Here is a 21,045-nt window from a genome sequence, read left to right on the forward strand (position 1 = left end):
CCCCCGCTTCTTCTCTACGCGAGTAGCGCGCGCTCGAAGCGCGCCTCCGCCCGGACCGCCGTGCCACGCCAGTGCCGCACGACGGAGCTAGGAGTCCAGCCCCGGTGACCACCGCCCCCGCACCCCGCCCCCGCAGAGCCCTGCTGCGTGCCGCCCTGATCCCGGCCTCGCTGGCCGCCTCGCTGGTGCTCGTCCCGTTGCCGGTGGCCAACGCCGCCGCGCCCGCGACCCCCGCCTCGACCGAGGTCGGCCCGCTGCGGATCCACGACATCCAGGGCGGCACCCGGATATCCCCGCAGACCGGCAAGCCCGTCACCGGCGTGCCCGGCATCGTCACCGGCGTGCGCGCGTACGGCAGTTCCAAGGGCTTCTGGCTCCAGGACCCGAACCCGGACGCCGACCCGGCCACCAGCGAGGGCGTCTTCGTCTTCACCGGCGGCAACCCGACCGTGAAGGTCGGCGACTCGGTGCTGGTCAGCGGCAAGGTCACCGAGTACTACCCGAACTTCGGCGGCGGCTCGCAGTCCCTCACCGAGATCTCCGCCCCGGGCGTCACCGTCCTGTCGGCCGGCAACCCGCTGCCCGCCCCGGTGGTCGTCGACACCCGCAACATCCCCGGCACCTACGCCCCGCCGGCCGGTGCGGACGGTTCCGTCGACGGCGTGGCGCTCAACCCGGCGAAGTACACCCTGGACTTCTACGAGTCCCTGGAGGGCATGCTCGTCCAGGTCAAGGACGTCCGGGTGATCCAGGCGACCGACAAGTACAACGAGCTGTGGGTCGCCGCCGACCGCCAGGACCAGCGCAGCAAGCGCGGCGGCGTCCTGTACGAGTCCTACCGCGAGCCCAACGTCGGCCGCCTGATGATCCAGCAGCAGGCCGCGGTCACCCAGCAGCCCTTCCCGGTCGCCAACGTCGGCGACGAGCTGACCGGCACCACCACCGGCCCGCTGGACTACAACAACTTCGGCGGCTACACCCTGGTCGCCGGCACCATGGGCACGCTGAAGGACAACCACCTCCAGCGCGAGGTCACCGCCCAGGCGACCGACCGCGAGCTCACCCTCGCCACCTACAACGTGGAGAACCTGGCCCCGGGCAACCCGGACGCCAAGTTCGCCGAGCTGGCCCAGGGCGTCGTCACCAACCTGCGCTCGCCCGACATCGTCGCCCTGGAGGAGATCCAGGACAACAACGGCGCCAAGAACGACGGCACGGTGGACGCGAGCCAGACCGTGGCCAAGTTCATCGCCGCGATCAAGGCGGCCGGCGGCCCGGCCTACGACTGGCGCTCGGTCGACCCGCAGGACGGCAAGGACGGCGGCGAGCCCGGCGGCAACATCCGCCAGGTGTTCCTGTTCAACCCGCAGCGGGTGTCCTTCACCGACATCCCCGGCGGCGCCGCCACCTCCGCCGTCGGCGTGACCGGCACCGGCGCGAGCACCGCGCTGACCGCCTCGCCCGGCCGGATCGAGCCGAACGACGAGGCCTGGACCAACAGCCGCAAGCCGCTGGTCGGCCAGTTCTCCTTCCGCGGCAAGAAGGTCTTCGTCATCGCCAACCACTTCAACAGCAAGGGCGGCGACCAGGGCATCGACAGCCGCTTCCAGCAGCCGGTCCGCAGCTCCGAGGTGCAGCGGATCAAGCAGGCCACCGTGGAACAGGCCTTCGTCGCCCAGCTGCTGGCCGCCGACAAGGAGGCCAAGGTCGTCTCCCTCGGCGACTTCAACGACTACCAGTTCTCGCCCGCGCTCGGCGCGCTCACCAAGGACGGCGTGCTGCGCGACCTGGTGAACGAGCTGCCGGAGACCGAGCAGTACTCGTACGTCTACCAGGGCAACTCGCAGGTGCTGGACCACATCCTGGTCAGCCCCGAGGTCGGCTACGCCAAGTACGACGTGGTGCACATCAACGCCGAGTTCGCCCAGCAGGCCAGCGACCACGACCCGCAGGTGGTCCGCATCAAGCCGTAGGGCCGCATCAAGCCGTGGGGCGACACGGAGCCGTAGGGCCGCATGGAGCCGTGGGACCTCGGCAATCCGGGGGACCCCGGCGCGGTTATCCTGCCTCCGCCGCCGGTGATCACCGGCGGCGGAGGCGGCGTCGTGCGACGGGGAGACCATGGACGACCGGATCGAGCGGATCGGGCGCGCGGACTGGCAGCGCCTGCGGAAGGTGCGGCTGGCCCAACTCCTCGACACGCCCCTGGCCTTCGGCGAGACCCACGAGGACGCGAGCCGCCACGGTGAGGGCGAGTGGATGGCCCGGTGCGGCTGGGTCAACGAGCCCGACCGCCTCGGCCTGGTCGCGGTGGACGCCGCGGGGGAGTGGGTCGCCACCATGTTGTCCGTCCCGAACCGGAGCCAACCGGGCGCGCTCGACCTGATCGGCGTCTGGGTGGCCCCGGCGCACCGCGGCCGGGGCCGCGGCGTCGCCGACGCCCTGCTGGACGCGGTGCTCGCCTGGGCGCGGGTCCGGGGCGCCGGGCGGATGCTGCTCGGGGTGCACGAGGCGAACCCCCGCGCCGCCGCCTTCTACCTGCGGCGCGGGTTCGCCTACACGGGACAGGAGACGCCGTACGTGCTGGACGCCTCGGCGCGGATCCTGGAGATGGCCCTCCCGCTCGACCGGGCGGGAGCGGACCGGCCCGGGTAGGGCGCGGCCCGGGTACGGCTCAGCCCAGGTACTGGGCCAGCGCCTCGCCGGTCGGCGTGGAGCGGGCGGCGACCAGGTCGGCCGGGGTGCCCTCGAAGACCACCCGTCCGCCGTCGTGGCCGGCCCCCGGACCGAGGTCGATGATCCAGTCGGCGTGCGCCATCACCGCCGGGTGGTGCTCGATCACGATCACCGACTTGCCGGACTCGACCAGCCGGTCCAGCAGCCCGAGCAACTGCTCGACGTCGGCCAGGTGCAGCCCGGTGGTCGGCTCGTCCAGCACGTAGACGCCGCCCTTGTCCGCCATGTGGGTGGCCAGCTTGAGCCGCTGCCGCTCGCCGCCGGACAGCGTGGTGAGCGGCTGGCCCAGGCTGACGTAGCCGAGCCCGACGTCGGCGAGCCGCTCCAGGACGCGGTGCGCGGCCGGGAGCTTCGCCTCGCCCGAGCCGAAGAACTCCTCCGCCTCCGTCACCGACATCGCCAGCACCTCGGCGATGTCCCGCCCGCCCAGGCGGTACTCCAGCACCGCCGGCTGGTACCGCTTGCCCTCGCAGTCCTCGCAGGTGGTGGCCACCCCGGCCATCATCGCCAGGTCGGTGAAGACCACCCCGGCGCCGTTGCAGGTCGGGCAGGCGCCCTCGGAGTTGGCGCTGAACAGGGCCGGCTTCACACCGTTGGCCTTGGCGAAGGCCTTGCGGACCGGTTCGAGCAGACCGGTGTAGGTGGCCGGGTTGCTGCGCCGGGAGCCCTTGATCGCCCCCTGGCCGACGGAGACCACGCCCTCCTCGCGCGGGATCGAGCCGTGGATCAGCGAGCTCTTGCCGGAGCCCGCCACCCCGGTCACCACCGTGAGCACCCCGAGCGGGACGTCCACGTCCACGTCCCGCAGGTTGTGGGTGCCCGCGCCGCGGATCTCCAGCTTCCCGGTGGGCTTGCGGACGTCCTCCCGCAGCGCCGTCCGGTCGGACAGGTGACGGCCGGTCACCGTGCCACTGGTGCGCAGCCCCGGCACGTCGCCCTCGTAGCAGACCGTGCCGCCGGCCGTGCCCGCCCCGGGGCCGAGGTCGACCACGTGGTCGGCGATCGCGATGGTCTGCGGCTTGTGCTCCACCACCAGCACCGTGTTGCCCTTGTCCCGCAGGCGCAGCAGCAGCTGGTTCATCCGGTCGATGTCGTGCGGGTGCAGGCCGGTGGTGGGCTCGTCGAAGACGTAGGTGGTGTCGGTGAGCGAGGAACCGAGGTGGCGGACCATCTTGACCCGCTGGGCCTCGCCGCCGGAGAGGGTGCCGGAGGGGCGGTCGAGCGAGAGGTAGCCGAGGCCGATCTCCACGAAGGAGTCCAGGGCCTGCCGGAGCGTGCCGAGCAGCGGCGCCACCGAGGGCTCGTCGAGGTCGCGGACCCAGGCGGCGAGGTCGCTGATCTGCATCGCGCAGGCGTCGGCGATGCTGATCCCGGCGATCCGGGAGGAGCGGGCGGCCGCGCTGAGCCGGGTGCCCTCGCAGTCCGGGCAGGCGGTGAAGGTGACGGCCCGCTCCACGAAGGCCCGGATGTGCGGCTGCAGCGCGTCCTTGTCCTTGGACAGCATCGACTTCTGGATCTTGGGGATCAGGCCCTCGTAGGTGAGGTTGACGCCGTTGACCTTGACCTTGGTCGGCTCCCGGTACAGGAAGTCCCGCATCTCCTGCTCGGTGAACTCGCGGATCGGCTTGTCCGGGTCGAGGAAGCCCGAGTTGGCGTAGACGCCGACCGTCCACCAGCTGTCGGTCTTCCAGCCGGGGATGGTGAACGCGCCCCCGGAGATCGACTTGCCGTCGTCGTACAGCTGGGTGAGGTCGATGTCCGAGACGGTGCCGCGGCCCTCGCAGCGCGGGCACATGCCGCCGGTGATGCTGAAACTGCGCTGCTCCTTGACGGTCTTGCCGGCGCGCTCGACGGTGACGGCGCCGGCGCCGCTGATCGAGGGCACGTTGAAGGAGAAGGCCTTGGGGGAGCCGATGTGCGGGGTGCCGAGGCGGCTGAAGAGGATGCGCAGCATCGCGTTGGCGTCGGTGGCGGTGCCGACGGTGGAGCGCGGGTCGGCGCCCATCCGCTGCTGGTCGACGATGATCGCGGTGGTCAGGCCTTCGAGGACGTCCACCTCGGGGCGGGCCAGGGTGGGCATGAAGCCCTGGACGAAGGCGCTGTACGTCTCGTTGATCAGCCGCTGGGACTCGGCGGCGACGGTGTCGAAGACCAGCGAGCTCTTGCCGGAGCCGGACACCCCGGTGAACACCGTCAGACGGCGCTTGGGGATGTCGACGCTGACGTCCTTGAGGTTGTTCTCCCGTGCGCCGTGCACGCGGATCAGGTCATGGCTGTCGGCGAGGTGCGGCTGCGCATCCGTCCGCTTGGGCATCGTTCTCTTCGCTCCCTGGCTCTCGGCGGTCTGTGGAGGGGCCTGCTGGGCGGGCCCGCCCCGCGGCCGCCGTCGGTGTGCTCGAACCGTTCGATCCAACCATCGATCCGGCCGGGATCGAACGGGTTTCGGGTGCGGTCGACGAGGGGCGGGGCGGGCCCGGTGCCCGTGGGCCCGGCTCAGCCCAGTTCGTTGAAGCGGACCATGTTGCCCGCCGGGTCGCGGAACGCGCAGTCGCGGACGCCGTACGGCTGCTTGGTCGGCTCCTGGACCAGCTCGGCGCCGCCCGACTTCAGCCGGTCGTAGACGCCGTCCAGGTCGCGGGTGCCCAGGACGACCCGGGCGTAGGTGCCCTTGGCCATCATCTCGGTGATGGTCCGCTGCTCCTCCTCGGTGCGGCCCGGGTCGGCGGACGCCGGCTCCAGCACCAGGGAGACGTCGGGCTGGCCGGCGGGGCCGACGGTGATCCAGCGCATCGGGCCGCCGCCGACGTCGCTGCGCACCTCGAAGCCCAGCAGATCGCGGTAGAAGGCGAGGGAGGCCTCGGGGTCGGTGTGGGGGAGGAAGGTCCAGTGAATGGTGATGTCGCTCATGACCGCAACGCTAGGCGCGCACCCCGGCCGGGCGCTTCTCGAATCCTGATCGGTCCGGGCGGCTGCGAATCTCGTCGGGTAGAGCGGCCGTGCCGGCCGCGGTCCCCGGGGGAGGGGCTGCGGCCGGCACGGCCGGAACGGGTCCTGAACGGGTCCTGAACGGGTCCTGCCCAGGTCCTAGCAGTCGGGGATGGTGGTGCCGTTGTTGTCCTTGGCCACGTCGTTGCCCCATCGGGACAGGTAGTAGGCGGACACCCACTGGCCGGCGGGGCCGCCGTCCGAGTCGGTCTTCAGCCACCAGTGGTTGTAGCCGGCGCCGCTGGAGACCTCACGGCCCCAGGCCTTGCAGTAGACGTAGTTGGTCCCCTGGTACAGCGTCCCGGTGGCGTTGGTGGAGGTCGGCGAGGCGTAGACGTTCGCGGTGGCGTTGGTGTCCACCCAGTACTTGCCGGTGGCGGGCGGGGTGCCGCCACCCGGGCAGTCGGGGACGGTGGTGCCGTTGTTGTCCTTGGCCACGTCGTTGCCCCACCGGGACAGGTAGAACGCGGACACCCACTGGCCGCCGGGGCCGCTGTCCGGGTCGGTCTTCAGCCACCAGTGGTTGTAGCCGGCGCCGCTGGAGACCTCGCGGCCCCACGCCTTGCAGTAGACGTAGTTCGTGCCCCGGTACAGCGTTCCCGTGCTCGTGGTGGAGGTCGGGGAACCGAACACCGGCGCGTTGGCGTTGGTGTCCACCCAGTACTGGCCGCTGTTCGACGGAGGCGGGGTGGTGGGCGGCGTCGTCGGCGAGGTGCTGCCGGGGCCGTACAGCCGGATCGCGCCGTAGTAGTCGCCGTGCGAGGAGAGCGCCGCCACCTGGACGTAGCCGCCGGAGTAGGGGGCCTCGACGATCCAGCCCTGCCCGAGGTACATCGCGACGTGGTGGATGGTGGAGGCGGTGTTGCCGAAGTACACCAGGTCGCCGGGGAGCAGCGGTGCGGTCCCGTCCGCCCGGTAGTAGCGGGCGACCGCCCGGGAGGTCGGCCACTGGGTCCGGGTGGTGCCGTTGATGACGTCCGTGCCGACCGCCAGGTCGTAGGCGTAGCGGACCATGCCGGAGCAGTCCAGGCCGCGGACGTTGCAGTCGTTGGGGGCGCCGTTGGCGGGGTCGCAGAGGCCGTACGTCGGACCGGGCTGCGAGCCGTGGCCGCCGCCCCACGAGTACGGGGTGCCTATCAGCCCGCAGGCGGAACGGACGGCGGCGGTCGCCTGCGGCGCCGCGCCGGTGGAGAGCACCCCGCAGGCGGGTGCCGCCTGAGCGGCTCCGGCCCCGGCGAAGAACACGCCGACCGACACCAGCACCGACAGCAGAGCCGCCCACCGCAGCGGGGCGACCAGCCACCGCGACAGAAGGTTTACGCGCGTAGTCATGGTCGCGAATCTTTCCGGAGGCGCTGACTCCGGGTCAATGGTTCGGCGGCACACGGATCCTGGGGTTCCGGTAGTTGCCGGTTCGCTGGTCACGGGCGCGGAAACCGGCAACTGCGCGGCAGGCGGCGAGGGTGTTGCCGGGGTGATCCGCCGCGCCCGGAGAAGTCGCGGGGGAAATACGACAGAGGATGTCGGGTTCTGCGGAGACAGTGGGGTCACCGGCCGGCGCCGTGACGGCGCCGGCCGGGACGACACACGAAGACCCACGGAAAGACGCACGGAAGAAGGACCCCCATGCGCGAAACACCCGACGAGCTGCGCCGGCTCCAGGCCCTCCTCGACACCTCGCTCTCCCGCTCCACGGCGCACCTGCGGTCGATCATCAGCAGCGAGCGCACCCTCACCGCCGGGCAGCTCACCGGCGTGCTCACCGGCATGTGCACGCTCGCGCTGTCCACCGTGACGGCGAAGGGCGAGCCCCGGATCAGCGGCGTGGACGGGCACTTCCTGCACGGCACGTGGCACTTCGGCACCGCCCGGGGCGCCGCCAAGGCGCGGCACCTCGCCGCCCGGCCCGCCGCCAGCGCCGCCCACCTGCGCGGGGAGGACCTGGGCGTGTTCACCCACGGCACCGTGGAGGTCCTCAACCCCCACGACGGCGAGCCGGCCGCCGACTGGCCGGACCTGCTCGCGTACTTCCAGGACTTCTACGGCGCCGACGCCTTCGACTGGGACAACGACGTGGTCTACTACCGGCTGCACCCGCAGTGGATGGCCGCGTTCGCCCCCGACCCCGCCAGGCTCGGCGAGGCCGGCGAGAGGGCGGAGGAGGCGTGACCCCGTCCGCACCGGACCCGTCCGCACCGGACCCGCGCCCGGCGAGAATGGTGCCGGCGCCGCCGTGGGACCACCGGGCGCCCGACGACGGACGAGCGGAAGGGGCGACGTGCGGGCGAGCCGGGCCATCGCGCTGCTGCTGCTCCTCCAGTCCCGGCGGGAGATGACCGCCGCGGAACTCGCGGTCGAGCTGGAGGTCTCCGAGCGCACCGTGCAGCGGGACGTCGCCGCCCTGGTCGAGGCCGGGGTGCCGGTGTACGCCGAACGCGGCCGGGGCGGCGGCTACCGACTGATCGACGGCTACCGCACCCGCCTCACCGGCCTCGAACGCGCGGAGGCGGAAGTCCTGCACCTGGCCGGCCTCCCGGGCCCGCTGCGCGACATGGGCCTGGCCGGGCGGGCCCTGGCCGCCCGGCTGAAGGTCGCCGCCGCGCTCGGCGACGCCCCCGCGGCCGCCGTCCAGCGGTTCCACCTCGACGCACCGGCCTGGTTCCGCGAGGCCGGGACGCCCGCGCTGCTCGCCGAGGTGTCGCGCGCGGTGTGGGAGGACCGTGTGCTCCACGCCCGCTACGCGGCGCGCGGCGGCACCCGGGACCGGCGGCTGGAGCCGTACGGCCTGGTCCTGAAGGCCGGGCAGTGGTACGCCGTGGCACGCGGGCCCTCCGGCCGGTTCGGCTCGTACCGCGTGGACCGCTTCGAGACCGCCGAGGCCGGCGAGGAGCGGTTCGAACGCGACCCGGAGTTCGACCTCGCCGAGCACTGGGCCGCGGCGGCACGGGAGTTCACCCGCGCCATGCTGCGCGAGCGGGCGCTGGTGCGCCTGAGCCCGCTCGCCGTGGAGAACCTCGCCGTCCTGTTGGAACCGACCGCCGCCGCCGACGCCCTCGCCACCGCGGGCCCGCCGGACGCCGACGGCTGGGTCACCGTGACCCTGCCGGTCGAGACCTGGGAGATCGGTTACTTCGAACTCCTCCGCCTCGGCCCGGAGGCCGAGGTCCTCCAGCCGCCCGAACTCCGCGCCCGCCTCGCCGAGGCCACCCGCCGCGCCGCCGCCCGCTACGCCTGACCGGCCGCCCCCGGGGAAGCGCCCGGCCGGTCACGGCCGGCGACGGCGGAGGGCGGCGAGCAGCGCAGGTGCAAGGAAACAAGCAAGCATGATTGCTTTTTTCTGTCGACGGTGCCACGCTGCTGCCCGGTGGCGCCCGACCAAGGGCGCGCCCAACTCACCGGCAGGGGAGGCGCCTTGGTGCGCGACGGCACGGTACTGCGGATCGGCAACGCCTCGGGGTTCTACGGGGACCGCTTCGCGGCGATGCGGGAGATGCTCACCGGCGGGCCGCTGGACGTGCTCACCGGGGACTACCTGGCCGAGCTGACGATGCTGATCCTCGCCCGGGACCGGCTGAAGGACCCGTCGCTCGGCTACGCCCGGACCTTCCTGCGCCAGATGGAGGAGTGCCTCGGCCTGGCCCGCGAACGCGGCGTGAAGATCGTGGTCAACGCGGGCGGCCTCAACCCGGCCCGGCTCGCCGAGGAGCTGCGGGCGCTGGCGGGGCGGCTCGGGGTCGAGACGGCCGTCGGCCATGTCGAGGGCGACGACTTGCTTCCGCGCCGGGCCGAACTCGGCCTGCCGGGCGGCCTGTTGGCCGCCAACGCCTACCTCGGTGGGTTCGGCATCGCCGCCTGCCTGGCCGCCGGCGCCGACGTGGTGGTGACCGGCCGGGTGACGGACGCGGCACTGGTCGTCGGCCCCGGGATCGCCCACTTCGGCTGGACCCCGGAGGACCTGGACGCCCTGGCCGGCGCCGTGGTGGCCGGGCACGTCCTGGAGTGCGGCGCCCAGGCGACCGGCGGCAACTACGCCTTCTTCCGGGAGCACGACGTCACCCGGCCCGGCTTCCCGCTCGCCGAACTGCGCGCCGACGGCTCCAGTGTGATCACCAAGCATCCGGGCACCGGCGGCGCCGTCACCACCGGCACCGTCACCGCCCAACTCCTGTACGAGACCGGCGGACCGCACTACCTCGGCCCGGACGTCACGGCCCGGCTGGACAGCGTGCGGCTCACCGGGGAGGGCCCGGACCGGGTCCGGATCGACGGCGTGCGCGGCGAGGCCCCGCCGCCCACCCTGAAGGCGGGCCTCAACCGGCTCGGCGGCCACCTCAACGAGGTGGTGTTCGTCCTCACCGGCCTGGACATCGAGGCCAAGGCCGACCTGGCGCGGCGGCAGTTCGCCGACGCCCTGCCGCCCGGCGCCCGGCCCGCCGAGCTGCGCTGGACCCTGGCCCGCACCGACCACCCGGACGCCCCGACCGAGGAGGGCGCCTCCGCCCTGCTGCGGCTGGCCGCCCGCGACCCGGACCCGGCCAAGGTCGGACGCGAACTCGGCAAGGCGGCCGTCGAGTTGGGTCTCGCCGGGTACCCGGGCTTCCACCTCACCGCCCCGCCCGGACCGGGCGCGCCGTACGGCGTGTTCAGTGCCGCGCACATCGACGCGAAGGCCGTCGAGCACACCGCCGTGCTGCCGGACGGCCGCCGGATCGCCGTACCGCCGGCGCCCGTCACCACCGGGGCCCAACAGCCCCACCAGGCCCGCCCGGTGGAGGCCGAGCTGCCCGAACCGCTGCCGGCCGGCCCCACCCGGCGGGCCCCGCTCGGCCTGGTGGCCGGCGCCCGCAGCGGCGACAAGGGCGGGGACGCCAACCTCGGCGTCTGGGCCCGCTCCGCGGACGGCTGGCGCTGGCTGGCGCACGCCCTGACCGTCGAGCGGCTGCGCGAACTCCTGCCGGAAACCGAGGAGTTGGAAGTCACCCGGCACGTTCTGCCGAACCTGCGCGCGGTCAACTTCACCCTCACCGGTCTGCTCGGCGAGGGCGTCGCCGCCCGGCACCGCTTCGACCCGCAGGCCAAGGCCCTCGGGGAGTGGCTGCGCTCGCGCCACCTCGACATCCCGACCCTGCTCCTGGACAGCCCGGAGGCCCCGCTGTGACCGTCCTGACCACCCGTGTCGACCCGGCCGGGCCCGATCACGCCGAGCACCGCGCCGCGATGGTCGCCAAGCTCGCCGAACTCGACGCCGAGCACGCCAAGGCGCTGGCGGGCGGCGGCCCCAGGTACGTGGAGCGCCACCGCAAGCGCGGCAAGCTGCCGGTCCGCGAGCGGATCGAGCTGCTGGTCGACCCGGACTCCCCGTTCCTGGAGCTGTCCCCGCTGGCCGCGTGGGGCAGCGACTACCCGGTGGGCGCGGCCCTGGTCACCGGGATCGGCACGATCGAGGGCGTGGAGTGCGTGATCACCGCCAACGACCCGACGGTGCGCGGTGGCGCCAGCAACCCCTGGACCCTGCGCAAGGCCCTGCGGGCCAACGAGATCGCGCTGAACAACCGCCTCCCGCTGGTCAACCTGGTCGAGTCGGGCGGCGCCGACCTGCCCAGCCAGAAGGAGATCTTCATCCCCGGCGGCGCCCTGTTCCGCGACCTCACCCGGCTGTCCGCCGCCGGAATCCCCACCGTGGCGGTGGTGTTCGGCAACTCGACGGCCGGCGGCGCCTACGTGCCGGGCATGTCCGACCACACCGTGCTGGTCAAGGAGCGCGCCAAGGTGTTCCTCGGCGGCCCGCCGCTGGTGAGGATGGCCACCGGCGAGGAGGCCGACGACGAGTCGCTGGGCGGCGCCGAGATGCACGCCCGCGTCTCCGGCCTGGCCGACCACTTCGCGGTGGACGAGGCGGACGCGCTGCGGATCGCCCGCCGGATCGTCGCCCGGCTCGACCACCGCAAGCCCGGCCCCGGCCCGGACCGGCTCGCCGAACCGCCCGCGTACGACGAGGAGGAGCTGCTCGGGATCGTCCCCGGCGACCTCAAGGTGCCCTTCGACCCGCGCGAGGTGATCGCCCGGATCGTCGACGGCTCCGACTTCGACGAGTTCAAGCCGCTCTACGGCACCAGCCTGGCCACCGGCTGGGCCCTCCTCCACGGCTACCCGGTCGGCGTCCTGGCCAACGCCCAGGGCGTGCTGTTCAGCCAGGAGTCCCAGAAGGCCGCCCAGTTCATCCAGCTGGCCAACCAGCGGGACACCCCGCTGCTCTTCCTGCACAACACCACCGGCTACATGGTCGGCAGGGACTACGAGCAGGGCGGCATCATCAAGCACGGCGCGATGATGATCAACGCGGTCGCCAACTCGAAGGTCCCGCACCTGTCGGTCCTGATGGGCGCCTCGTACGGGGCCGGCCACTACGGCATGTGCGGGCGGGCCTTCGAGCCGCGGTTCCTGTTCGCCTGGCCGAGCGCCAAGTCCGCGGTGATGGGCCCGCAGCAGCTCGCCGGAGTGCTGTCGATCGTCGCCCGGCAGTCCGCCGCGGCGAAGGGACAGCCCTACGACGAGGACGCGGACGCGGCGATCCGGGCGATGGTCGAGCAGCAGATCGAGGCCGAGTCGCTGCCGGTGTTCCTCTCCGGCCGGCTCTACGACGACGGCGTGATCGACCCGCGCGACACCCGGACGGTGCTCGGCCTGTGCCTGTCCGCGATCCACAACGCGCCGGTCGAGGGCGCGCGCGGCTACGGCGTCTTCCGACTGTAAAGGACCCCCGAGACGATGATCACCAATCTGCTGGTCGCCAACCGGGGTGAGATCGCCCGCCGGGTCTTCCGCACCTGCCGGGAGCTCGGCATCGCGACCACCGCCGTCCACTCCGACCCGGACGCCGGCGCCCCGCACGTGCGCGAGGCCGACGCGGCCGTCCGGCTGCCCGGCGCCGCGCCCGCCGACACCTACCTGCGGGCCGACCTGATCGTCCGGGCCGCGCTCGCCGCCGGGGCCGACGCCGTCCACCCCGGCTACGGATTCCTGTCCGAGAGCGCGGACTTCGCGCGGGCCGTGCTGGACGCGGGACTGCTCTGGATCGGCCCGCCGCCGGCCGCGATCGCCGCGATGGGCTCCAAGACCGCCGCCAAGGAGCTGATGGCCGCGGCCGGGGTGCCGGTGCTCGGCGCGCTGACCGAGCCCACCGAGGCCGACCTGCCCCTGCTGGTCAAGGCCGCGGCGGGCGGTGGCGGTCGCGGCATGCGGGTCGTCCGGAGCCTGGCGGACCTCCCCGGCGAACTGGCGGCCGCCCGCGCCGAGGCGGCCAAGGCCTTCGGCTCGGACGAGGTGTTCTGCGAGCGCTACCTGCCCGCCGGACGGCACGTCGAGGTCCAGCTGCTGGCCGACGCCCACGGCACCGTCTGGGCGGTCGGCGACCGCGACTGCTCGCTGCAGCGGCGGCACCAGAAGGTGATCGAGGAGGCCCCGGCCCCCGGCCTGCCCGCGGAGGTGCGCGCCGGCCTGCACGCGGCGGCCCGCGACGCGGCCAGAGCGATCGGCTACACGGGCGCCGGCACCGCGGAGTTCCTGCTCACCGGGGACGGCCGGTTCTTCTTCCTGGAGATGAACACCCGCCTGCAGGTCGAACACCCGGTCACCGAGGCCGTCACCGGGCTGGACCTGGTGGCGCTGCAGCTCGCCGTCGCCGAGGGGGACGCGCTGGCGCCCGAGCCCCCGGCCCCCGGCGGCCACGCGATCGAGGCGCGGCTCTACGCGGAGGACCCGGCCAAGGACTGGCAGCCCGCGACCGGGACCCTGCACCGGCTCGAACTCGCGCTCCCGTACCAGGAGTTCACCGGAGCCGGAGCCGGAGCCGGAGCAGGCACAGGAGCAGGCACAGGAACGGGCACGGGCACCGGACGAGGCACCGGACTGCGGCTGGACTCCGGAGTGGAGGCCGGCAGCGGGATCACCCCGCACTACGACGCGATGCTCGCCAAGGTGATCGCCTGGGCGCCCACCCGCGCGGCCGCCGCCCGCCGGCTCGCCGACGCGCTCGCCCGCGCCCGCATCCACGGCCCGGCCACCAACCGGGACCTGCTGGTGCGCGCCCTGCGCCACCCGGCCTTCCTGGCCGCGGAGCTGCACACCGGCTTCCTGGCCGAGCACGCGGCCGAACTCACCGCCCCGGACAGCAAGGGCGCCGACCGCGCCGCGCTGGCCGCCGCCCTCGCCGACGCCGCCGGCCGCCGCGGCGCGCTGCCCTCCGGCTGGCGCAACCTGCCCTCGCAGCCGCAGCTCAAGCGCTACCGGGCCGAGGACGGCACCGAGACGGCCGTCCGCTACCGGCTGACCCGCGCCGGTCTGCTGGCCGAGGACCACCCGGACGTCGAACTCGTCGAGGCCGCGCCGGACCGGGTGGTGCTGTCCGAGGACGGGCTGCGACGCACCTACCGCGTCGCCCGCTACGGCGACCGGGTGCACGTCGACACCCCGGCCGGCGGCACCGTACTCACCGCCCTGCCGCGCTTCCCCGACCCCACCGTCCGCACCGAGCCCGGCGCGCTGCTCGCCCCGATGCCCGGCACCGTCGTCCGGGTCCTCGCCGCCGTCGGGGACACCGTCACCGCCGGCCAGCCGCTGCTGGTGCTGGAGGCGATGAAGATGGAGCACCGCGTCGCCGCCCCGGCCGACGGCACCCTCGTCGAACTGCGCGCCACCCCCGGCCGGCAGGTCGAAACCGGCACCCTGCTGGCCGTCGTCCAGCCCATCGAAGCCTGAGGAAGGACCCGCATGTCCACCATCGGCAGTCAGCTCCTGGAGACCCCCGAACGCCAGGCCCTGCGCCGGGCCGTCGGCGACCTCGGCCGCCGCTACGGCTCCGCCTACTACCTCGCCAAGGCCCGGGCCGGCGAACCCGCCGACGAGCTGTGGGCGGACGCAGGCAAGGCCGGCTACCTCGGCGTCAACCTGCCCGTCGAGTACGGCGGCGGGGGCGGCGGCATCACCGACCTCGCCATCGTCCTGGAGGAGCTCGGCACCGCCGGGTGCCCGCTGCTGCTGCTCATCGTCTCCCCGGCGATCTGCGGCACGGTGATAGCCCGCTACGGCACCGAGGAGCAGAAGCGCCGCTGGCTGCCGGGCCTGGCCGACGGCAGCCGCCGGATGGCCTTCGGCATCACCGAACCGGACGCCGGTTCGAACTCCCACCGGATCTCCACGGTGGCCCGCCGGGACGGCGAGGACTGGCTGCTGACCGGCCGCAAGGTGTTCGTCTCCGGCATCGACCACTGTGACGCGGTGCTGTTCGTGGCCCGCACCGAGACTGTGGACACCGGTGGGGGCCGCACCGGCAAGCTGAAGCCCTGCCTGTTCGTCGTCCCGCGCGAGACCCCCGGCTTCGAGTTCCGGGCGATCCCGATGGAGCTCGTCGCCCCGGAGAAGCAGTTCCAGGTCTTCCTGGACGACGTCCGGCTGCCCGCCGACGCCCTGGTCGGCGACGAGAACGCGGGCCTGCTCCAGCTGTTCGCCGGCCTCAACCCCGAGCGCGTCCTCACCGCGGCCTTCTCGCTCGGCCTCGCCCGCCAGGCCCTCGGCAAGGCGGTCGAGTACGCGAAGACCCGCACGGTCTGGTCCACCCCGATCGGCGCCCACCAGGGCCTGGCCCATCCGCTCGCCCAGTGCGCGGTGGAGATCGAGCTGGCCCGCCTGATGACCCAGAAGGCCGGGCTGCTCTACGACGCGGGGGAGGACCTCGCCGCCGGGGAGGCCGCCAACATGGCCAAGTACGCCGCCGGCGAGGCCGCCGCCCGTACCGTCGACCAGGCGGTGCAGACCCTCGGCGGGAACGGCCTGACCCAGGAGTACGGGCTGGGCGCGCTGCTGGCCGCCACCCGGGTCGGCCGGGTCGCCCCGGTCAGCCGCGAGATGGTGCTCAACTACGTGGCCCAGCACACCCTCGGGCTGCCGAAGTCGTACTGATGCACGAGACCTCGCCCAGGTGTGCGAGCGCGCCGGTGGTGTCCCCGGTGCGCGGCGGTCGGTCCGAGGACGGTCGCCGGGGCGTCGGGCGCGAGCGCGGGGAGCCGGATCCCGGGTGAGCGGCGCGGCGGGCGGCGGTGCTCACCCGGACGGTCCATTCGACCCCGTGGTGCACACCGCCCCGTCGGGCGCCCCCCGGGAGCAACCGCGCCACGCACGGACGGTCACGGGTTCCCCACAATGGCCGAGCCGGACCCCCGACTGTCCGTATGCTCCTGAACGCGCCCCGCACGGAACTGCTCGCCGGTTTTGTTGCTACGTCAACTTCCTTACTGGAGGCTCACCTTGGTGTTCCGCAGCGAGTTCCCCGACGTCTCCGCGGTCGACCAGCCGATCCACGAGGCGGTACTCGGCGCCGCGCACAGGTACGGCGACCGCCCGGCCCTGATCGACGGCGTCACCGGCGAGAGCACCAGCTACGCCCAACTCGCCGCCGCCGTCGAGCGGGTGGCCGCCGGGCTGGCCGAGACAGGCGTGCGCCGCGGTGACGTCGTCGCCCTCTTCAGCCCCAACTCGACCGCCTACCCGATGGCCTTCTACGGCGCGACCAGGGCCGGCGCCACCGTCACCACGGTCTCCTCCTTCGCCAAGCCCGCCGACCTGGCCGGCCAGCTGCGCGACAGCGGCGCCCGCTGGCTGGTCACCGTCTCCGCCTTCCTGTCGACCGCCCGTGCGGCCGCCGAACTCCTCGCCGAACAGGGCCACCCGCTGGCCGGGACCGTCGTCCTGGACGGCGCCGAGGGCCACCGCTCGCTCGCCGACCTGCTGGCCGCCACCGGCCCCGCCCCCGAGGTCGCCATCGACCCGGGCGAGGACATCGCCGTGCTGCCGTACTCCAGCGGCACCACCGGCCTGCCCAAGGGCGTGATGCTCACCCACCGCTCGATCGCCACCAACCTCGCCCAGTGCGACGCCCTCTACCGCCCCGCCGAGGGCGAACGGGTGCTCGCCGTCCTGCCCTTCTTCCACATCTACGGGCTGGCCGCGCTGCTCAACCAGCCGCTGCGCTGCGGCGCCACCGTGGTCGTGCTGCACCGCTTCGACCTGGAGCAGTTCTGCCGCACCGTCCAGGACCACCGGGTGCAGGCCCTGGTGGTCGCCCCGCCGATCGCCCTCGCACTGGCCCGGCACCCGATCGTGGACCAGTACGACCTCTCCTCCGTCGAGTACCTGCTGTGCGCCGCCGCCCCGCTGGACCATGAACTCGCCGACGCCTGCGCCCGGCGCCTGGGCCTGCCGCACCTGCTCCAGGGCTACGGCATGACCGAGCTCTCCCCGGTCACCCACGTCGTCTCCCCGCGCGAGGGCGACCCCTCGCCCGGCTCGGTCGGCCGAATGGTCCCCTCCACCGAGCTGCGGATCGCCGCCCTGGACGGCTCCGACGGCGACCTCGGCCCCGGCGAGCGCGGCGAGCTGTTGATCCGCGGCCCGCAGGTGATGAAGGGCTACCTGGGCCGCCCCTCCGAGACCGCCGCGGTGGTCGACGCCGACGGCTGGCTGCACACCGGCGACGTCGGCTTCGTGGACGAGCGCGGCTACCTGCACATCGTCGACCGGGTCAAGGAACTGATCAAGTACAAGGGCTACCAGGTCGCCCCCGCCGAGCTGGAGGCCGTCCTGCTCGGCCACCCGCAGATCACCGACGCCGCCGTGATCGGGGTCCCGGACGCCGAGGGCACCGAGTGCCCCAAGGCCTTCGTGGTCCGCGCCCCGGGCAGCGCCCTGACCGAGGAGGAGGTCACCGGGTACGTCGCCGGGCAGGTCGCCCCGTACAAGAAGGTCCGCGCGGTGGAGTTCGTGGACGCCGTCCCCAAGTCCGCAGCCGGCAAGATCCTCCGCCGCGAACTGCGCGCCCGCGAGGCCGGGCGCGCCGGCGTCCGCTGACCGGACCGGGCCGCCCCGGCGGCCGAAGACCGGCGCCCGTCTGTGAGGATCTTCCTGCCGCGCCCCGACCGGGACCCGCCGCGCCCCGATCGGAACAGGAACCGCCCGCCGCCATGACCAGCCACCCCGCCGCCCGCGCCCCGCAGCAGGACCGCAGCCGAGCCACCCGGGCCCGGCTGCTCGCGGCGGCCGTGGAATGCCTGGCCGAGCTCGGCTGGCACGGCTCGACCGTCACCGTCGTCGCCGAGCGGGCCGGGGTCTCCCGGGGCGCGGCCCAGCACCACTTCCCGACCCGCGAGGACCTCTTCACCGCGGCCGTCGAGCACGTCACCGCCGAGCGGCTGGCAGCCGTCCGCGCCCACGCGGACGACCTGCCGGCCGCCGGGCCGGACCGCACCGGGGCCGTGGTCGACATGATCGTGCGCCTCTACACCGGCCCGCTGTTCCGCGCCGCCCTGCACCTGTGGACCGCCGCCGCCACCGAGGAGGTGCTGCGTGAGCGGATCATCGCCCTGGAGGGCCGCGTCGGCCGGGAGGCCCACCGGGCCGCCGTGGAGTTCCTGGACGCCGACGAGAGCCGCCCCGGCGTGCGCGAATCCGTGCAGGCCACACTGGACCTCGCCCGCGGACTGGGCCTCGCCAACCTGCTCACCGATGACAGCCACCGACGTTCCGGAGTGATCCGGCAGTGGGCGGGCGTTCTGGAGAGTACGCTGCGGCCGGTACGCCCATGACGCCCGTACAACCGGAGCGGCCGGACGCCCCCTGACCAAGGGGTCGCCGGGCGGCCGATGTCCGTGCAGTCTGGAGAAGAATCCCGGCCGGCACGGACCGCGAGGCCCCCGGCCGGGCACGAGCCGAACCGGGGTGCTGCCTGATCATGCACGGACACGAGTGGGACGCGACCGACGCCGACCCGGCACCGGGCGGCAACCCCGGACGTTCCGACGGCACGTACCCCGAAGGCCATCGGCTCGTCCCGCTCGCCACGGTGCTGCTCCAGGACGACGGACTGATCCTGCACTGGAGCGAGGACGCCGAGGCCCTGCTCGGCTACTCCTCCGAGGAGGCCGTCGGCAGCTACGCCGCCCAACTGCTCACCGACGAGTCCGACCGCTCCGAGGTGCTCGGCCTCTTCCAGCGGATCATGGGTGGCAGCGGCTGGTCCGGCGTCTTCCCGGTGCGCCACCGCGACGGCCACAAGGTCGACCTGGAGTTCCGCACCTACCCGATCGCCGGCCCGGGCGGCACCCTGCTGCTGCTCGCCACCGCCTCCGACACCCGCGCCCTGCACGCCGTCGAGGCCGACCTCGCCGTGCTGGACGGCGTCTTCGACCGCTCGCCGATCGGCATGGCCGTCTACGACACCGAACTGCGCTACATCCGGATCAACGAGGCGCTGGCCCGGATGAACGGGGTGCCGGTCGCCGCCCACCTCGGCCGCCGGATATCCGCCGTGCTGCCCGGCATCAACAGCGCCGAGATCGAGCAGATCATGCGTCAGGTGCTGAGGACCGGCAAACCCGTGGTGGACGCCCGCTCGCACGGAAGGGTCCCCGGCGACCCCAAGCGGGACCACGCCTGGTCCGCCTCCTACTTCCGGCTGGAGGACTCCACCGGCCGGATCTTCGGGGTCTGCTCCTCGATCATCGACGTCACCGAGCGGTTCCAGGCCGAGGCCCGCGCCGCCCGCGCCCAGGAACGGCTCGCCACCATCGCCGAGGCGACCGCCCGGATCGGCACCACCCTCGACCTCCAGCGCACCGCCGAGGAGCTGATCGAGGCGGTCGTCCCCCGGTTCGCCGACTTCGCCACCGTCGACCTGCTGGAGCCGGTGCTGCGCGGCTCCGAGCCCACCGTGATCCCCTCCGACCGGAACATTACGCTGCGCGCCGTCGCCGTCGGGGAGTCCTACGAGAGCGGCCTCGCGCACGCCGTGGACGTGGTCGGCGAGACCTCCGAGTACTCCCCGGACCGCAGCTACGTCCAGTGCCTGCGCAGCGGGAAGCCGCTGCTGCGCTCGCACGTGGACGAGGAGGCGCTGCGCGGCCTGGTGGCCAGCGAGGACCGGGTGGCCCCCGGCATAGCGGCGGGCATCCACTCGTACCTGATGGTGCCGATCACCGCCCGGGGCATGGTGCTCGGCGGCTCCGAGTTCATCCGGATGCGCAACCCCGAGCCGTTCACCGCCGCCGACGTCGCCCTCGCCGAGGAACTGGTCGCCCGCACCGCGCTGGCGCTCGACAACGCCCGGCTCTACCGCCGCGAGCGGGAGACCGCGCTCACCCTCCAGCGCAGCCTGCTGCCGCAGGAGGTGCACCGCACCCTCGGCCTGGAGATCGCCTACCGCTACCTGCCCAGCAGCGTGGTCAGCGAGGTCGGCGGCGACTGGTTCGACGTGGTGCCGCTGTCCTGCGGGCGGGTCGCCCTGGTGGTCGGCGACGTGATGGGCCACGGCATCCGGGCCGCCGCCACGATGGGTCAGCTGCGCACCGTCGCCCGGACCCTCGCCACCCTCGACATGCCGCCCGAGCAGGTCCTCACCCGGCTGGACGAGACCGCCACGGGGATCGGCGAGGGCCAGTTCGCCACCTGTGTCTGCGCGGTGTACGACCCGCTGGAGCGCACCGTCCAGATCGCCTCGGCCGGGCACCTGCCGCCGGTCCGGGTGGGCCCCGACGGCACCGCCGCCCGGGTGGACGTGCCGCCCGGGGTGCCGCTGGGCGTCGGCGGGGTGGCCTTCGAGTCGATCGAGTTCGACATTCCCGAGGGCGGCATGGTCGCGCTCTACACCGACGGCCTGGTCGAGCGGCGCGGCCAGGACCTGGACGCCGGCATCGACCTGCTCGCCCGCACCCTGTCCGGCCCCGGCCGGACCCTGGAGGAGAACTGCGACGCCGTCCTCGCGGCGCTGGTCACCGACGGCACCGAGGACGACATCGCGATGATCATGGCCCGGGTGCTGCCGCTGCCCGCCGACCGGATCGCCACCCTGCCGCTGTCCGGCGGGGGCCGGGTGCCCGGCAAGGCCCGCCGCTTCACCCGCGCCACCCTGGAGGCCTGGGGCCTGTCGGCGGTCACCGACTACGCCGAGCTGCTGGTCAGCGAGCTGGTCACGAACGCCCTGCTGCACGCCGACGCCCCGCGCCGGCTGCGGCTGTTCCGCGACCGGGTGCTCACCGTGGAAGTCTCCGACGCCGGCGGCCAGACGCCCCAGCTGCGCCCGTTCGCCGAGCAGGACGAGGGCGGACGCGGGATGTTCCTGGTCAGCGAGCTGGCCCAGCGCTGGGGCAGCCGGCTGACCCGGGACGGCAAGGTGGTCTGGGCGGAGCTGGAGCTGCCCTTCGGGGCCTCCTAGGGAACGGCCGCTCCGGCAGACGGGAACGGCCGTTCCCCCGGGGGAAACGGCCGTTCCCGGGCACT

14 protein-coding genes are annotated in these 21,045 nt (G+C 73.7%); 11 read left to right on the top strand and 3 right to left on the bottom strand.

Going from position 1 to position 21,045, the window contains the following annotated elements; translation table 11 throughout:
• Positions 1-104: 104 nt before the first annotated feature.
• Both ACZ6EM_RS08075 and ACZ6EM_RS08080 read left to right on the top strand, forming a co-directional pair.
• The gene (locus tag ACZ6EM_RS08075; protein WP_465772024.1) at positions 105-1,973 is read left to right on the top strand and encodes an endonuclease/exonuclease/phosphatase family protein; all 1,869 of its coding nucleotides are present in this window, start codon (positions 105-107) and stop codon (positions 1,971-1,973) included.
• Between the two features lie 148 nt (positions 1,974-2,121).
• Positions 2,122-2,655 (top strand): GNAT family N-acetyltransferase, encoded by a 534-nt coding sequence (locus ACZ6EM_RS08080; protein ID WP_465772025.1) that lies wholly within the window; start codon positions 2,122-2,124, stop codon positions 2,653-2,655.
• Positions 2,656-2,674: 19 nt separating this feature from the next.
• Here the strand turns inward: ACZ6EM_RS08080 and ACZ6EM_RS08085 are convergent, their stop codons facing one another.
• The 3 genes from ACZ6EM_RS08085 to ACZ6EM_RS08095 all read right to left on the bottom strand — a co-directional run bounded on the left by ACZ6EM_RS08085 (position 2,675) and on the right by ACZ6EM_RS08095 (position 7,053).
• Positions 2,675-5,050 carry an ATP-binding cassette domain-containing protein gene (locus tag ACZ6EM_RS08085; protein ID WP_465772026.1) on the bottom strand — a complete coding sequence of 792 codons (2,376 nt, stop codon included), beginning with the start codon at positions 5,048-5,050 and terminating at the stop codon, positions 2,675-2,677.
• Between the two features lie 179 nt (positions 5,051-5,229).
• On the bottom strand, positions 5,230-5,643 hold the full coding sequence (locus tag ACZ6EM_RS08090; RefSeq protein ID WP_380352930.1) for a VOC family protein: 414 nt from the start codon (positions 5,641-5,643) through the stop codon (positions 5,230-5,232).
• A gap of 177 nt (positions 5,644-5,820) precedes the next feature.
• Entirely contained in the window at positions 5,821-7,053 is a 1,233-nt protein-coding gene (locus tag ACZ6EM_RS08095; RefSeq protein ID WP_401043606.1) for a C40 family peptidase, read from the bottom strand.
• Between the two features lie 294 nt (positions 7,054-7,347).
• On the opposite strand from ACZ6EM_RS08095, the gene ACZ6EM_RS08100 reads away from it, so the two are divergent.
• From ACZ6EM_RS08100 to ACZ6EM_RS08140, 9 genes are all read left to right on the top strand, one after another.
• The gene (locus ACZ6EM_RS08100) at positions 7,348-7,890 is read left to right on the top strand and encodes a pyridoxamine 5'-phosphate oxidase family protein (RefSeq protein ID WP_465772028.1); all 543 of its coding nucleotides are present in this window, start codon (positions 7,348-7,350) and stop codon (positions 7,888-7,890) included.
• Positions 7,891-7,999: 109 nt separating this feature from the next.
• Positions 8,000-8,956: a helix-turn-helix transcriptional regulator gene (locus tag ACZ6EM_RS08105; protein WP_452179781.1), complete on the top strand. Its 957-nt coding sequence runs from the start codon at positions 8,000-8,002 to the stop codon at positions 8,954-8,956.
• 246 nt (positions 8,957-9,202) lie between these two features.
• Complete coding sequence (locus ACZ6EM_RS08110) at positions 9,203-10,879, top strand: acyclic terpene utilization AtuA family protein (protein ID WP_465772112.1); 1,677 nt, start codon at positions 9,203-9,205, stop codon at positions 10,877-10,879.
• Positions 10,876-12,474 (top strand): acyl-CoA carboxylase subunit beta, encoded by a 1,599-nt coding sequence (locus tag ACZ6EM_RS08115; protein ID WP_465772029.1) that lies wholly within the window; start codon positions 10,876-10,878, stop codon positions 12,472-12,474. The genes ACZ6EM_RS08110 and ACZ6EM_RS08115 overlap by 4 nt, the downstream gene beginning before the upstream one ends.
• A gap of 15 nt (positions 12,475-12,489) precedes the next feature.
• Complete coding sequence (locus tag ACZ6EM_RS08120) at positions 12,490-14,478, top strand: acetyl/propionyl/methylcrotonyl-CoA carboxylase subunit alpha (protein ID WP_465772030.1); 1,989 nt, start codon at positions 12,490-12,492, stop codon at positions 14,476-14,478.
• A gap of 12 nt (positions 14,479-14,490) precedes the next feature.
• On the top strand, positions 14,491-15,678 hold the full coding sequence (locus ACZ6EM_RS08125) for an acyl-CoA dehydrogenase family protein (protein WP_401043623.1): 1,188 nt from the start codon (positions 14,491-14,493) through the stop codon (positions 15,676-15,678).
• Positions 15,679-16,023: 345 nt separating this feature from the next.
• Entirely contained in the window at positions 16,024-17,622 is a 1,599-nt protein-coding gene (locus ACZ6EM_RS08130; protein WP_465772031.1) for a 4-coumarate--CoA ligase family protein, read from the top strand.
• Between the two features lie 113 nt (positions 17,623-17,735).
• Entirely contained in the window at positions 17,736-18,356 is a 621-nt protein-coding gene (locus ACZ6EM_RS08135; protein WP_452179777.1) for a TetR/AcrR family transcriptional regulator, read from the top strand.
• Between the two features lie 146 nt (positions 18,357-18,502).
• Positions 18,503-20,980: a SpoIIE family protein phosphatase gene (locus ACZ6EM_RS08140; RefSeq protein WP_465772032.1), complete on the top strand. Its 2,478-nt coding sequence runs from the start codon at positions 18,503-18,505 to the stop codon at positions 20,978-20,980.
• The last annotated feature ends 65 nt before the right edge of the window (positions 20,981-21,045 follow it).

Source organism: Kitasatospora sp. NPDC041917 (assembly GCF_055589745.1).